We start from the raw sequence: 13900 nt of genomic DNA on the forward strand, positions 1-13900 counted from the left end.
TCAACACTCTGATCCAAATAATCTTCCCTTTACGCGTGGTGTATCAAGAGACACCGGCTCAATCGGTTTGTATTGAAACTCCTTGAGATCAAAACGAAGCAAAAAAAAAGAATGGCTAACACCCACTTAACTTCACCTCAAGATCAAGGACTATTCAAAACAATCATGAACTTCCTAAAAGAATCCTACTTGCGCGCTTTCACTATAGGTTTAGATCCCTCACAAACAATTTTCTCTTTTGTCTCTTTATCCTCGATACCTTCAACAGTTTGAATAGGCAATACAGCGTTGACCACTGACACGCTTGGGTCAAAGAACTCTGAAATAACGGAGCTTAGATCCCTAGAAAAAATTATGCGATAAAAACTTCTAAATTCCAAGTCAGCGTGTGACTCTGGCCCAATCTGAATGACGGCATCTACAGATTTCCCGCCACACCCGTTACTACTAACATAAAACAAACGTTCCATGTTTGACAATCCAGCTTCCGGTAGCTTGACTTTATTTATTTTCCCACTCGACGCTCGCGCCAACAAATATGTCCCGTCACGAGAATGTTCCACCTCAAATTTATAACCATCAGACTCTACCGACATCCCTTTACTCAAAGTCTCCGGCGTAAATATCTCTGAGCCAGATGGAACTTCTGCATACGCGAAACAGGATGTCAATAACAACACAGCCAGGAAATTCGCCTTCATCTCATATTCCTATTAAATTTTAGTGTTCAGTCGGCACAAAATCAGTCAAAAGGCATCCCTAAACACGTGTTCGGCCCATATACCACTCACAAACCCCCACCTCTCCCCATAACTTTTTGTACTCTTATTTATAACACTCGTTATACTGTCAGTCGCATCCCGCGTTATACCCTTATCGGCATGCAGATAAAGCTTATGCTTAACCCAAAAGTACAGCCCAGAACGAACGGCGTAGAGAGGCTCATTCACCTTATCTGGCTCAGCTTCGAAGTCAACATATTCGCCCTATATTTCTTGGTGCGACACCGTGAAGTTTCGATAGTTTGTTCGATCAGTCAATTGTTTCAACCCTCTCCCTCGGTATCTCCATCCATCGCCGGGCTGCGTGTTTCCCAGCTTATAACCAGGTCTTAGGAAGCAAACGCTGCCACTGAAGCGGCTATCTTCCTGATGTGACTCAGAAAAACAGGTACTTCGCCCGTTCCAAAATCAGCGAGGCTCGATTTCGAGCCCTCTTGCGCTACTTTGCCCTGGATCTGACCGGCCGAACTGACCGGCATCAGCCTCCGCTGTGTCAATGCCATCTTCCTGCGAATCCGGCAACGCATAGCCGAAGAATGCGAGCGACACTCGCCCTTTAACTGCGAGGTCGAAGTCGATGAATCCTTCTTCGGGCCCTGGCGTGTACGCAGCAAGTGCGGACGCGGGGCGTACAAGAAAACCATCGTCTTCGGCATGCTCAAGCGCGACGACTGCGTCTACACCCAGATCGTCCCCAATTGCCGAGCCGCCACGCTCCAGGCAGTGATTCGAGGCCATATCGCGCTCGACAGCACGATCCTCTCCGATTGCCTGTCCAGCTACGACGGTCTGGTGGATCTGGGCTATGCCAAGCACCTGCGCATCCGCCACAGCGATGACCATGGGCTGAAGGACTCAACCACATCAACGGCATCGAAAGCTTCTGGAGCTATGCCAAGCGCCGTTTGGCCAAGTTCAATGGCTTGTCCAAACAGACCTTCCAACTGCACCTGAAGGAGTGCGAGTACCGCTTCAACCACCGCCACGACGATCTCTATCGGGCCGTCCTGAAGTTGCTACGATCCCACCCAACCTAGAGCGTTTGCTTCCTAAGACCCTAACCATTGGTATCTTTGTTGATAATAGCCGAAATTGAATTGATCCTGATATCTGAGCCCCTTCTCAGCGATTTGGCTCTACGGGCTCCAGGAATTCACAATGCATCCACTTGATGATCGACTTCGACTTGCCTCGATAGCGAACATTGCACCAACCGGCTGTGGCGTCTTCCACGGACAGCACATCACCTTGAATCAAGTATGTTTTGCTAATTTCTCTAGAGCTTGGCTCCAGATAGAGAAATGCCTTGTTAGTGACGATCGCAGATACCGGCGCTTCAGACGCGGCACTGTATATAGGAGAGTGCAACGCTGAGATAACTTTCTCGCGTGTTTTGTATGGGTAACGATATGTAATGTTCCCGTTCGGGCCACTAAGATCGCCGCCACCATCGAAGAACTTATTTGCTGAAAAATCTAATTCCGGGCGTTTTCCAGAGGTGTCGAATACGGTTACATCATAAAGTCTACCTGCTATCTCGAACGTACTCGGAGCATCACTACTATGAATGACAGCGATACGCTCTGATTCTCGACCTGTGACCAGGAATGCATCCTCGATAATGCTTTCTGTACCGGAGTAAGGTAGCTCGTAAAGAAATTCCGGCTGCGCCTTACCGGACGAAAAGTAGACGGAAATAGCCTCCGGATCGGTAGAAGTAGCGGTTGTTGTTCCTTCATTCGCCGAAGTGAAGAAGAAGCAAAAGGAAAATTTCTTCGATTGTATGGGCTTTCTAGCCTCTTTAAGACCGGGAATATTACAGAGTAGCTCACTCGCTTGTGACGAGAAGGAAAAAGCTAGAAGTGCGATGATGAAGAACTTAGTCATTGCTTAGGCATCCGCCATTAAACTCCTTATTGAAGATCGGAGAAATCTACTTCCTGTATATTTTCTGATTTGCTGAGACAGACAAAGCTAGCATTGATGAGCCTCGTCAAAAAAATTCTAAAAATAGCATCTATACGGAGCACATGTTTTCTCTCACCCTTCTTCCGGTCCCTTCGTACAGCGGGCCGTTAGCATAGGGCAAGCAACCTGTTTTTGGAGGTGCTGCAGAACAGGTAGTTGGGGCCCTCTCCTGCAACGTCAGGGGAGCTAAGCTCCCCACTGGCGGATCGTCGTCGTTACCCGACATCGGCTTGATGGTGGACTAGCCGTTGACCAAGGCGCGGTAGCCCGTCCAGACCGGGATCGATTACCTCCAGCAGCACCTGATGGCGCAGATTAGCCAACAAGCATCGCTGACACCAACCGAATACCATTGAGGGCTATTTCGTCAACTTAACGTCTTTCTCATCCACCCAGCCTACCGTCGTTTTCTTGCCTCTATATTCGAACTGGTAGTAGGTAGCGCCGCGCGTACTTTTGAAATCCAGCAATCTGACTTTATCACCTTTGATTAGGTAGGAGCGCAGGGGCGCAAAACCACCGCCGGAGGAAACCTGCCAGATAGTGGCTTTGACGTTTGTCACGTACGCGTTTACAGCCATTTCAGAAGCAGAAAAAACCAACCGTGTCGCAATGCAATCACCGTTGGCTGTGCATTTCCGTACGCTTTCAACACTGTCGTCCAAGCTATCGCGCTTCTCGCAAAGGTAAGGTAACTCCCCTTGCGGATAGCAGAGCTTCTCCTTGTGCCAACGCGCCGCATCACGATAATTACTGATGACGATGCCCCCAATGAAGTCGGGATTCATGATACTGGGAATTCCAGGCACTTTGCTGGGCGCAGAAGAGGGCGATACCATATAGATATCATACGACTCATTGACGTCGCTTTCTGCTGTCTTCAGCGCGATGAAGCACTGGCGGTTTCCCCAGAAGTCGCCAACGATTGCATCCACTGGCTCATCTCCAAGTTCGTTATGCACGACCAATTGGCCTGCCGCAGACTTTAACTCGATCCCACTATCCGTCAGGCGCACAGAAAACGGCGTACTGTGGCATTTGTCGATCTTGGTCGGCATCGCTGCTTTTTGTATTTCGATGTAATCGTAGTTGACAGAGGAAGCCAAAGCCGCGGGGACACTAGAAAACATCAGGCAGAGCATATAGAGAAACCCATGGTTCGAATAATGGTCATTTGAGATTTTTCTTATATGCCAGAATTGATTTTTACATTCCATAAACCCCCTATCGCCCCGAGTGATAGCCCTATACTGACTTCCATCCTAGTACGCTGAACTCGCTTATTTACCGAGCGCCTTGGCCGCGCCGATGGTGATGGACCGGACTACTGATTGATCAAGAACATCCCTTGCTTTAAGCTACCATGATCTTTATAAGCTCTTTTTACGCTAATGATTATTCAGGGACGTATGCGCGTCTTGTCCAGAAGCTTTTTGATACTTCCCGCATCACGATAGGGATAGTGGACTTTTCTACCTTCTCTTACGCCATCCATCCCCGATCCAATCACCCTCTCCACTTGCTCCATCCGCGAGAATGAATTCCCGTTGGCAGATGTTTTATAGACATATGTCCGGTAGAAATTTCCGGACGTCCTGAGGCCTGGGTGACTTACTTCCCAGCGTGCTATTACGAATAATTCTTTCTGCCCGTCACTATCGACATCCCGGGTGAATACTGATTCGATTTGAGCGGCACCGCCTTCGGGCTCAATCTTACCCAGGAAGCGCATATTCCTCTCGGCATCAGCTGCTGTAGAGATGTACATCTCTATGTCAGGATCGCGTCCATCACTCTTGGAATAAAAGAACCGAATTAGCGAGCCACGGACAGGAAAGTCGATCTTCAATTGCGGCGCGGCAACTACTCTATCGCCCTCTGAATATATCGCACCAGCATACGTGACACCCAAAGGCATCATCACAAATATGGCCAAAATGGCTATGCGAAGAAAACGCCAAATACCATTCATCAACATGACTCGATTAGTTCTTAACGGGTTCGAATGTTTTCCAATTCCATATTATTTTGAAATGCCCCTTGCGGGCGGCATAACTGTCGGTATCCTTGTTGATGACAGCTGCGATTGAATTGACATTGGCATCTGTTGCCCCCTTGTCAGCGATTTCGTAAAGCTTGTTGTGTAGCCAGAAGTATACTGCAGAACGCACTGCGTACTTGGGCTGAACCAGCAGATCCGGATTATTCACGTAGTCGGGAGATTCATCGGGCCATACGTTGCGGTAGTTATCCTGGAAACTTTGATAGTTACCCTTCCAGGTAAGTTACTTAAGTCCGCGACCACGGTACTTCCACCCCTCGCCCAATGAGGGGTCGCCATGACCCTCCCGATTGGAATAGGCACGATTGGCTATCGCTTCTTGGTCGGCGGAATGTGCCGATGTGCGGCCATACAATTCGGCTTCGGAAGGATTACGACGGAAGTAGGAGAATGTTCCCTTCAATCCTTCAGGCGAGTAGTCTAGGTTTTCTACCGTGCGCGCATTAGCTCCAGCCTCTTCTCGAACTTGTGCGAAGAAGTGAGAAAGTCTCAAGTTAGTATCCAGCTTGTATCCTTCTATGTTCTCGTTGATCTCATCGACAAAGGATTGCAATTTTGCCGTATCTACTGAACGTGATTCAAATACTGCCCTGAGCATTCCAAAGTCAACTTTTCGGTTTTATTGGCAAAACTTCTTATCAATCCGATCGGATGGAAATGATAGATTTTTGCATCCTTAGGCAGCCCTGTCTGGGGAGCTACAGCACTCCACCATTGCAATGTCTGGAATTTTTCCTTCTCCCTTTCCCAATCACCCTTACGATTTTCCGGAATATCCTTGTCGATCGCATCCCACTGCGCAGCCGGCGTTCCCCATTCGCTGGTGTGATGGATGATCAAGCGGGAGAGCGCATCCGCCAGCCAGGGCTGCTTGAGCGCCTTGCGTAGCTCGTCGGGAGTCAGAACCTTATCGTCGTCCAGGTCGATCGCGTCACAGACCCGGGAGAACAGGGGACCGCCGTTGGCTTCGGCGGCTCTGGCCGCCATTGCCGCCTGCTCGTCCGGCCGGGCCTGCTTGGTCGCGTCGATATGGCGGGCGTACAACTGCTCGGGCGTACTGGCCTCGCCCTCCACGATCTCGAAGCCGGGCCAGTCCCATGGCGAGCAGAGCGTGACCTGGGGATGGCCCTTCTCCCGCACCCAGCCGATACGCGTGCTGCCCTCCACGGTGCCGACATCCACCTCCCACCAGCGGGTACCGTCGGCCTCAGCGGCGACCTTGGTCAACTGCTTGATCGCCACGACGCGGATGGAGTTGGCAGTCGGTCCGTCGCCCTGTCCGACCTGCAACGGGAATTGGCTCCAGGCCTGCATGTCGCGCCCGGATACGCTGCCGTCGCTGCCCATCATGTCCGCTTCGATCCACACCGGGGTGCCCGCGGGGACCAGCACCTGGCGGCGCGTGTAGGCGGCTTTCGCTTCCTTGCCGAGCGCATTGTAGGCAGACTAGGTAATGGCATCGGCATCCTGCGCACCGACGAAGCGGTGGGGAATCTTGCCGCCCGGGTAGCTGTTGGTGGCGGCATCGTACGTGCCCAGTGCACTGCGCTCGGCGATCTCCAGCGTGCCCTTGCGTACCTGTATCCAGCCATCGGACGCCTTGGCCGTGCCGACGGGGAGGAGCGTGTCCTGGGCCGTTATCCGTTGGTCGGCCGGGGGCGGCAGCGTCAGCTTGGCACCCTTGTCGATCTTCAATAGCACCTTTTGCCTGGCGTCCAGTTGCCTGGCACGTTCACGGCTCTTGGCAATGAAGGCCTTGACGTCATCCGCTGTGAAGACATCCAGTTGCATCAAAGCGCGGGGACGGGCGCTCGCCAGCGGGTCGGTGTCGACGTAGCGCTCGTATTGCCCAAGATGGCCGATCAGCGCATCCGCCTGGATGGGCTCCGACTTGGGCAGGACATGGACCGTGTCTCTCTGCGCCGGCTGGGTCGAGGTGTCCAGCTCCTTCTTGTAGGCATACAGCCCCGTCGGATCAGCTGGATTGGTCTGGCCGCCGACCAAGCGGGTGATGGCAAAGTAGCCCTTCTTGGCCGGGTTCTCTGCGCCCAGTTCCAGTTGGGCGCCACGTGCGGCGTAGCCGGCACAACGGTTGGCGGCATCACGCAGGTTCAGCCCGATGCCGCCTTCCGGAATGAAGCTGTTCTTGCGATGGTCGTGGTCTTTGGCGCGCTCGCCCACGACGTAGACGCTGCTTCCCCAGTATCCCGGACGCTTGAGCTTGGCATCGGCCTGGTAGCCGGCCCAATCCATCAGGTGCAGGTAGACGCTGTAGAAGATCAGCGATGGCTCTTCGGTCTTCTGGTCGCTGGCCTGGGCATCTTCTGGCGTGGGCGCCGCCATGCCGGAACCCTGCTGTTGATTCTGGTTCTGCTTGGCCGTGGGCGCGGGTGGTAGCTCCAGCCTGTGCCGCACCAGAGTGAAGCTGCGCGAGTAACGTGCCTGGCCGGTGCTGTAGGAAATCGAGGAGTCGCTCGATTCGACCTGGTAGGCGACGACTTCACCGTTACCGATGCAGCCAATGCCTTCTCCCTGCGATAGCGTCGCGCCGGTCTGCGCATCGAAATGGATGCCGCCATGCCATTGACCATTGGCGCCGATGGGATAGAAGCCATCGGAGGCGGTGGAGAGCGCCAGGAAGTAACTCTGCGCGTCGTCCACTGCGGTAGGTTTGGCGTCTGCCTTGTCTGACTCCGCCTTCTTCTTGAATGGATAGACCAGCTTGCCGATCTTCGCTGGCATCTGCTTCCCATCGTCGGCCATATCAGTGTCTTCCTTGTAGAAATCAGCCCGAGAAGTCGAGCATGCGATCCGGCTCCAGATGCACCAGGCCATATGGCAGGGACACGCGCAGATCGCCACTTTCTCCCCCCAGGAACGGCTGCTGGCTCGCCTTGACCGTGAACTCCCCCGGGCAGGCGAAGGTGATGTCCCCACCCTCCAGCGTGATCGCGCTCTGACCGGCCTGCAGCACGATCTTCTGCTGCGCCAGCACCTCGACCCGGTCGTCCGTAGCGGTGACCGTCACGTCCTGGTCGGCCAGAAGTTCCAGTTCGCCGGCATGCGCCTGCAGGCTTACCGGGCCGGCGGCAGCGATTGCCTTGATCGGGCCGGCCTGGGCGAACAGGCTGGCGTGCTGGCCGGCCACCGCCGACAGGGTCTGGCCCGCGGCCAAGTGGGCGTCGTCCTGCACCGTCCAGTGCATAGTGCGCTAGCCGCCGCTCTTCTCCGCACACTGATTCCTACGCTTTTCTTCTTCAGGCAATTGCTTTATCCGAGCAGAAACGTCCGGCTTGGGCAGATCGGCCATTGGCAAATCCTGGCTTACCTCACAGACGTAGCGAATACCATCGTGGTCACGCCAGTCAGATACGGAGTATACAGTACGCGATAGCTGCCAACCACCATCAGCATAACGGATGTAATGCACGGCCTCATCTTCACCCTGCGGGAAATAAGTCTCGATCTTCAGCACTTCCGGGTGCAAGTTCGTCGGCGTTGGGCTGACCGAGCGCAGGACACGCCCCCCATCCTCCGTCAAGTTGATTGAGGTCAGCGCCTGATAAAATTTGGCCCCATCATTAATGAAAAACAGCAATGTGTTCCCTGCATTTTCGGCACTGCTCACGACACGATCGAGACGCCCATCCAGATTGAGATCGACTTCGACGATAACGTAGGCACTGTCGTCCACGTACTTGCGCAAGGCTGAATCTTCAACCAGTGCGTGTACGCGCCCGGTTTTCACTGGCGCAACTGTCGCGTCACTGGTGGATGCAACCGAGGATTTATTATCTTTTATTTTCGGATGTGATATTTCCGCTACTGCATTTCTTCCACTATCGGCAGAGCCTTGGCAGGCTCCCAGACCAAATAGCAAGCCAATTAAAAGAAAATCAAGAACCCTTCTTGTTAGCACATTGGTCATATTTCATAATCTCCTTCAGGCGCCGCACGTACACGCGACGCTCAGCCAAGCCATTGCTGCCACCGTTCACCAGCCAACTGATGACATCAACGTAATCATCATCGGCGATCAAGCTTAGGTCTACCGTTCCATAACGACGCGATTCACCATCGTAAACATAACTGTGCGTAGTCTTTGGATAAGCTGGATTGTGGCGGCGAACATAATCGGGTGCCGACGAAGGGGCCGACCAACGATCGCCGGCACTCAACTCTTTGCCCTGACGCCAATACCATGCGGCCGAATCAACAGAATGATGGAGGCTGTTTGAAATATTATCCGGAGTCTGGACACAACTGGTGCCAGTCTGAGATTCATACATCTCGTAAGCGCGCCTCCAGGTCAACTGCATCAGACCACGACCATCATACGGCGCATATCGATGCCCTGAGCCATACTCCTTCGTCGTTCGAAAACGGTCTGACTCCCAGTATGCCTGGGCCAAGAAGTGCAAGCGACGGATGCAGGTATCTATGCCATAAGCATCAAAAGCAGCATTCAGTTCGTCAGTCAGCCTTGCATAGGTCCTGTCCGCTTCCGGAAGAGATACGTTGTTTTCGGTGAAAAGTCGATCTCCGACACGATCGTAAACCGCCCCTTCCGACTTGCGCATGGCCAGCACGATTTCCCGTATCTCGTCTTCCGTCATGTCGCGATGGCAATAACAGCCAGACACAACCTGACCATGAAAATTAGTCACAAGCGCTATCGGATGGATATGAAATACATTTGGATCCGATGGGAAGTCGTGCTTGCCAGCAACATGCTGCCACCAGCGTAGTTTCTCGATGCGCTGTTTCTCCGCCACCCAGTCTGGTGCCAATTCGCCCTGCATATGTGGATCGAGTGCGCTCCACTTTGACATCTCCCCACCCCATTCACTTTCATAATGCACGATAAGGTGGGAGATGGCTTGTGCGAGCCAAGGGCGACGCAGAGCCGCGCGCAACTCATCTCGGCTGACACCATCTTTCCCATCCAAATCCATTATGTTACGCAGTTTCCGGAACAAAGTGCTGCCATCAACTTGGTCGGCCGTGGCCTTGAAATTTTCGTCTGGCTGGACTTCGCCGTTCACATCGAGGCTGTACTCATGCATGTCTTTGGTAGGCGTACCCTCGCGAGTAACATCAAAGCCAGGCCAGTCCCACGGCGAACACAGCCTTACCTTCGCCTGGCCTTTCTCGCACGCCCAGCCGCTGGCACTGCTGCCCTTTTCAGTCCCGACTTCGACCTGCCACCAGCGTGGGCCATCTGCCTCGGTCTCCGGCTTGCCGAGTTCCACCACTGTCAGCACCCGTGGAACGCTGACCCTCGGGCCGCTGGTGTCGCTCGTCTGCATCGGGAAACGACTCCATGCCTTCAACTCATGACCACTGACGACATGGCGACCTCCCAGCACATCACGCTCAACCCACAGCCTTTCATCCCCAGCCAAGAACACCTCGCGGTTCGGATAGCCCGTCTTAGCCTCGCTGGAAAGTGCATTGAACTGCTCCAACTCGATGGATTTTCCGGCGTTGTCCATGATGCGTAGCAGATGGTAGCGACCGCCATAGACGCGCGTGGCATCACCGCTGTAATTGCCTAGTCCAATGCGTGGCAGTATCTGCACATTCCCCCTGCGTACCTGTACCCAAGTCACGTCGGCCGCCGCACCTTCCACCATGACAGCCTCGGTTGCTGCAATCGTTTGGTCAGGTTCGCTGGGCATTGCCAGTTGGGCGCCTTCCTCGATCAACAACATGGTAAGTGAGGAATCCGGCAACTCAGCGGCGCGCAGGCGACTCTTGGCTATGAATGCATCTAGGTCGTCGCCGGTGAATACCTCCAGATGAACGATCGGCCGACTGCTACAGAACGGGCCGGCATCACGACGACGCTTGTACTGGCCGAGATAGCCGACGAAGTCACCCGCCTTGAGCGTGACCGGCACTTCCGGGATATGCACCATATCGATCGCTGCAGGATGGCTGATGGTGACTATGTCTAGCTCTCCGATATAGATCCACCCTTTCGGAGCATCCTGGGCCGGCGCATTATCAGGGTCGGCGACCATGCTCCCTTCCTCGAAGCTGCTGATCTTGCGCCAAGCTCCGTTGCCGCCTTCGACCACTATCGCCGTACCAGGCGGTAGCCAGCCGATACATTGGGTTCTGCTGCCGCGCCCGCGGCGCACGCGAATGCCCTTTCGACGGCCCTCCCGGTCGTACGGGTTGGCATCCACAGCACGACTGGCGACACGATACTTGTTATCCGCAGTCTCCCAATATGAGGGGCGCTGCCGTTCCTGCCCCTCATAATCATCCGCCTTGGCCAGATGCATGTAGAGACTATAGAAGTGCAACGTTTCTTTATGTCCCTGCGAATCTTCCGTATCTTACTTGACCGACGCATCCTGCGATTGCCATCCAGTCCCTTGTGCGGCGTTGTCGCCACCTTCGGCTCTTGGTGCTGTCGGTAATTGCAGCTTGTGGCGTACCAGTACGAAACCTGTCGAATACTCGGCATCACCAGTGGCGTAGCTACTAACTGGATACTTGCCATCGACGCGGTAGGCGACCACTTCACCTCCTGTCAGACAGCGCACACCCACGTCTTGATTCAACATAACAGCCGTTGCCCGGTCAAAATGCAGGCCGCCGTGCCAGATCCCATTCGACCCGATCGGGTATGCGCCACTTTCAGCATTTGCTAGCGATTCATAGTAAAGCACGGACAATGGATTCTTGATTTCCTGCGTCTGACCCTCGTCCCCTTTGTATTGCAGCGGTTGGAATGGATAGGCCCAGTTGCCATCATTTCTCACGTCATCGTCAGGAAAATCGAACGTCGACGGATCCACCGGCGTGTTGTTCACTATGACTTCGAAATGCAGGTGTGGGCCCGTGCTGCCGCCGGTACTTCCAGCTTCGCCGATTACCTGTCCCTTGACGACCTTGTCGCCAACCTGCAACGGAGATCGCTGGCGCATGTGGGCATAGCGCGTTTTGACTACCTGACCGCGAACACTGTGTTCAAGTAACACATACCATCCCCAACCCGTACCGCTAGCGGGATTGAATTGATTACGAATCTCTTTCACCTCACCAGCATAGGCAGCCGGAATGGGCGTCCCTTCCGGAGCTGGCCAGTCGTCACCCGCATGACCAGTGACTTTTTTGGTGATCGGATGCACCTGACGGCCGAATCGACGATTACCGCGCCGAAAACCGGTGCCGGGATTGTAAGCAGGCATGAAAGCTCTCTCTCCTTAGAACTGCTTGGTGCAGATAAGTATCGATGCTCTGTCGTTTTCAGGATCCTGAATCAGTTCCGGAACTTTTCCCTGCGCCGAAGCTGGGGAGGCATGAAACTCACTTCCCAACGTCTGCTTGAGCGTGGCTCGCGCAGTTTCTAGATCCGCATCCAAATACAGGGCGAATATAGGCGTCGTCGTCTTTGGAACTGCCAGCCGGATCACCTTTAAGCCATTGAACCGCTCGGCAATGCAGAACTGCGCGAGCGTATCTTCACGGTCACAACGTTTACCGGCTAGGGATTGCAGATAGCGGCTGCGTGTGGTGCCGCTATATTCGTCCAAGTACAAATCGCCAAGCTGACAATTGGCAAAGCCGGCGGTTTCCTGCCCGAATCCGCTCTCATCCCCGTATTGATTCTGGTAGCGTGGAACTTTTTCGCCGGCAGCAGATAGCGGTGCTGTGACAGCGCAGCCGGTAGCAGCAAGCATCAGACTAAGCAGAGTCGTCTCTCGAAAAGATGGCATATGTCGTTTCCTATGATTGCAGTGCGATCAATCGGAGAACTCAAAAAAACGATGTGGTTGGAAGCTCGCTACCCCTTGCGATAGTTGCAACTCGTAGCTGCCACGCTCCCCCCCCAAGAACGGCTGCCGGCTCGCCTTGACCGTGAACTCCCCCGGGCAGGCGAAGGTGATGTCCCCACCCTCCAGGGTGATCGCGCTCTGACCGGCCTGCAGCACGATCTTCTGCTGCGCCAGCACCTCGACCCGGTCGTCCGTGGCGGTGACCGTCACGTCCTGGTCGGCCAGAAGTTCCAGTTCGCCGGCATGCGCCTGCACGCTCACCGGGCCGGCGGCGGCGATCGCCTTGATCGGGCCGGCCTGGGCGAACAGGCTGGCGTGCTGGCCGGCCACCGCCGACAGGGTCTGGCCCGCGGCCAGGTGGGTGTCGTCCTGCACCGTCCAGTGCAGCGCGCCGCCGGCGTAGGCCACGCCGCTGTTGGCGCTGGCCAGCGCGATCCGGTCCGGGCTCTCGGCCAGCAGCCGCGGCTGCGCCAGCGCTTCCACCGGGGCGTCGCCCGGTTCGCGGCCAGCGCCCGGCTTGAACGCGCTCTGGCCGTTGACGCTGCCGCCGTACTTGCCGTCGGCTTCCGGGTCGATCGATTCGCGCAGCGCGGTGAGGTTCTCGCCGGTCTGCAGCGTCGGCACCTGCTGCTGGACCAGGGTGTCGGCCAGCGCCTGCACGGTGCGTTCGGCGCCCTTGAGCTGGGCCACCGCCTCGCTGGCGTCCTGCGCGTTGGAGACCGCGCCTTGCCGGGCCGTGGTGGACAGCAGCAGGCCCTGGGCGGCGTGTACCTGGCCCCAGCCCTGGGTCGCCAGTTCGAAGCCCTGCCCGCGCAGCGCGCCGCGCCGGGTGTGGGCATGCTCGACCAAGTAGCCCAATTCCAGCCAGCTGTCGGCAAGCAAGGTGTGCAGGCGCGTGTGCGGCTCGCCTGAGCAGCGTGGCGATGTCGGTATCGAGGTTGTTGCGCTCGGTGTGCTCGAAAGTGAGCACAGTGAAGCGTTGGCCACCGCACTGCGGATGCTGGCTCGACGTGAAACTGCCGCCGCTGACCAGAGCACGCACGCCGCCCGCCCCGGCGTGCAGGAGGGCCGCCACACGCAGGGCGTCGAGCCAGTGCTTGGCCTCGTCATCCCCAAGGCCGCCTCGCCGAAGCGGCTCGCGCGCAGCTGCACGTGGCCCCCCAGCGGCGGCAACGTGCCGGCGGTCGGCCTCGCTGATGTCGCTGTGATTAAAGCCTAGCGTGCCCACATCTGCCCGTGTGGCCAACAAATCGAACACCGCCAATGGTGTCTTCGCTGCCGTCCTCGCCGCTGGC

The 13900-nt window shown here is 55.5% G+C and carries 14 protein-coding genes and 2 pseudogenes; 2 read left to right on the plus strand and 14 right to left on the minus strand.

The annotated features are described in order from the left end of the window. Positions 1 to 185: 185 nt before the first annotated feature. Complete coding sequence (locus LRX76_RS13265) at positions 186 to 701, minus strand: hypothetical protein (RefSeq protein ID WP_231805980.1); 516 nt, start codon at positions 699 to 701, stop codon at positions 186 to 188. A 452-nt stretch (positions 702 to 1153) separates the two neighbouring features. Between LRX76_RS13265 and LRX76_RS13270 the strand changes: the two are divergent. Further along, a pseudogene (locus LRX76_RS13270) lies at positions 1154 to 1819 on the plus strand (IS1595 family transposase). 85 nt (positions 1820 to 1904) lie between these two features. Here the strand turns inward: LRX76_RS13270 and LRX76_RS13275 are convergent. From LRX76_RS13275 to LRX76_RS18830, 13 genes and pseudogenes are all read right to left on the minus strand, one after another. Then, entirely contained in the window at positions 1905 to 2669 is a 765-nt protein-coding gene (locus LRX76_RS13275; protein ID WP_231805982.1) for a hypothetical protein, read from the minus strand. Positions 2670 to 3109: 440 nt separating this feature from the next. Then, on the minus strand, positions 3110 to 3892 hold the full coding sequence (locus tag LRX76_RS13280; RefSeq protein ID WP_231805984.1) for an SH3-like domain-containing protein: 783 nt from the start codon (positions 3890 to 3892) through the stop codon (positions 3110 to 3112). Between the two features lie 257 nt (positions 3893 to 4149). After that, on the minus strand, positions 4150 to 4728 hold the full coding sequence (locus tag LRX76_RS13285) for a hypothetical protein (protein WP_231805986.1): 579 nt from the start codon (positions 4726 to 4728) through the stop codon (positions 4150 to 4152). 7 nt (positions 4729 to 4735) lie between these two features. Beyond that, positions 4736 to 4960 (minus strand): hypothetical protein, encoded by a 225-nt coding sequence (locus LRX76_RS13290; RefSeq protein ID WP_231805988.1) that lies wholly within the window; start codon positions 4958 to 4960, stop codon positions 4736 to 4738. A gap of 75 nt (positions 4961 to 5035) precedes the next feature. After that, positions 5036 to 5410 carry a hypothetical protein gene (locus LRX76_RS13295; RefSeq protein WP_231805990.1) on the minus strand — a complete coding sequence of 125 codons (375 nt, stop codon included), beginning with the start codon at positions 5408 to 5410 and terminating at the stop codon, positions 5036 to 5038. Next, complete coding sequence (locus LRX76_RS13300; RefSeq protein WP_231805992.1) at positions 5377 to 6162, minus strand: hypothetical protein; 786 nt, start codon at positions 6160 to 6162, stop codon at positions 5377 to 5379. Before LRX76_RS13300 ends, LRX76_RS13295 begins: the two co-directional genes overlap by 34 nt. A 96-nt stretch (positions 6163 to 6258) precedes the next feature. Beyond that, positions 6259 to 7575: a hypothetical protein gene (locus LRX76_RS13305; RefSeq protein ID WP_231805994.1), complete on the minus strand. Its 1317-nt coding sequence runs from the start codon at positions 7573 to 7575 to the stop codon at positions 6259 to 6261. 22 nt (positions 7576 to 7597) lie between these two features. Then, a pseudogene (locus LRX76_RS13310) lies at positions 7598 to 8008 on the minus strand (DUF2345 domain-containing protein); the annotation flags it as partial. Positions 8009 to 8023: 15 nt separating this feature from the next. Then, positions 8024 to 8740 carry a hypothetical protein gene (locus LRX76_RS13315; RefSeq protein WP_231805996.1) on the minus strand — a complete coding sequence of 239 codons (717 nt, stop codon included), beginning with the start codon at positions 8738 to 8740 and terminating at the stop codon, positions 8024 to 8026. Further along, on the minus strand, positions 8709 to 11105 hold the full coding sequence (locus tag LRX76_RS13320) for a hypothetical protein (RefSeq protein WP_231805998.1): 2397 nt from the start codon (positions 11103 to 11105) through the stop codon (positions 8709 to 8711). Before LRX76_RS13320 ends, LRX76_RS13315 begins: the two co-directional genes overlap by 32 nt. Positions 11106 to 11159: 54 nt before the next feature. Then, positions 11160 to 12017 (minus strand): M23 family metallopeptidase, encoded by an 858-nt coding sequence (locus LRX76_RS13325; RefSeq protein WP_231806000.1) that lies wholly within the window; start codon positions 12015 to 12017, stop codon positions 11160 to 11162. 15 nt (positions 12018 to 12032) lie between these two features. Then, a complete protein-coding gene (locus LRX76_RS13330; RefSeq protein ID WP_231806002.1) occupies positions 12033 to 12509 on the minus strand; it encodes a hypothetical protein in 477 nt (158 codons plus the stop codon). 63 nt (positions 12510 to 12572) lie between these two features. Then, entirely contained in the window at positions 12573 to 13487 is a 915-nt protein-coding gene (locus tag LRX76_RS18830) for a type VI secretion system Vgr family protein (RefSeq protein WP_331716780.1), read from the minus strand. Between the two features lie 13 nt (positions 13488 to 13500). Between LRX76_RS18830 and LRX76_RS18835 the strand changes: the two genes are divergently transcribed. Then, positions 13501 to 13824, plus strand: a complete 324-nt coding sequence (locus LRX76_RS18835) for a hypothetical protein (protein WP_331716781.1) — start codon at positions 13501 to 13503, stop codon at positions 13822 to 13824. The last annotated feature ends 76 nt before the right edge of the window (positions 13825 to 13900 follow it).

Source organism: Stenotrophomonas sp. MMGLT7 (assembly GCF_021168555.1).
Taxonomy (GTDB): Bacteria; Pseudomonadota; Gammaproteobacteria; order Xanthomonadales; family Xanthomonadaceae; genus MMGLT7.

Excerpts from the sequence above, each read along its gene's own strand:
- LRX76_RS13265 (WP_231805980.1), bottom strand. The coding sequence starts at position 701 with ATGAAGGCGAATTTCCTGGCTGTGTTGTTATTGACATCCTGTTTCGCG.
- LRX76_RS13320 (WP_231805998.1), bottom strand. The coding sequence starts at position 11,105 with ATGCATCTGGCCAAGGCGGATGATTATGAGGGGCAGGAACGGCAGCGC.
- LRX76_RS13305 (WP_231805994.1), bottom strand. The coding sequence starts at position 7,575 with ATGGCCGACGATGGGAAGCAGATGCCAGCGAAGATCGGCAAGCTGGTC.
- LRX76_RS13300 (WP_231805992.1), bottom strand. The coding sequence starts at position 6,162 with ATGATGGGCAGCGACGGCAGCGTATCCGGGCGCGACATGCAGGCCTGG.
- LRX76_RS13275 (WP_231805982.1), bottom strand. The coding sequence starts at position 2,669 with ATGACTAAGTTCTTCATCATCGCACTTCTAGCTTTTTCCTTCTCGTCA.
- LRX76_RS13315 (WP_231805996.1), bottom strand. The coding sequence starts at position 8,740 with ATGACCAATGTGCTAACAAGAAGGGTTCTTGATTTTCTTTTAATTGGC.
- LRX76_RS13325 (WP_231806000.1), bottom strand. The coding sequence starts at position 12,017 with ATGCCTGCTTACAATCCCGGCACCGGTTTTCGGCGCGGTAATCGTCGA.
- LRX76_RS13330 (WP_231806002.1), bottom strand. The coding sequence starts at position 12,509 with ATGCTTGCTGCTACCGGCTGCGCTGTCACAGCACCGCTATCTGCTGCC.
- LRX76_RS13295 (WP_231805990.1), bottom strand. The coding sequence starts at position 5,410 with ATGCTCAGGGCAGTATTTGAATCACGTTCAGTAGATACGGCAAAATTG.
- LRX76_RS13280 (WP_231805984.1), bottom strand. The coding sequence starts at position 3,892 with ATGCTCTGCCTGATGTTTTCTAGTGTCCCCGCGGCTTTGGCTTCCTCT.
- LRX76_RS13285 (WP_231805986.1), bottom strand. The coding sequence starts at position 4,728 with ATGTTGATGAATGGTATTTGGCGTTTTCTTCGCATAGCCATTTTGGCC.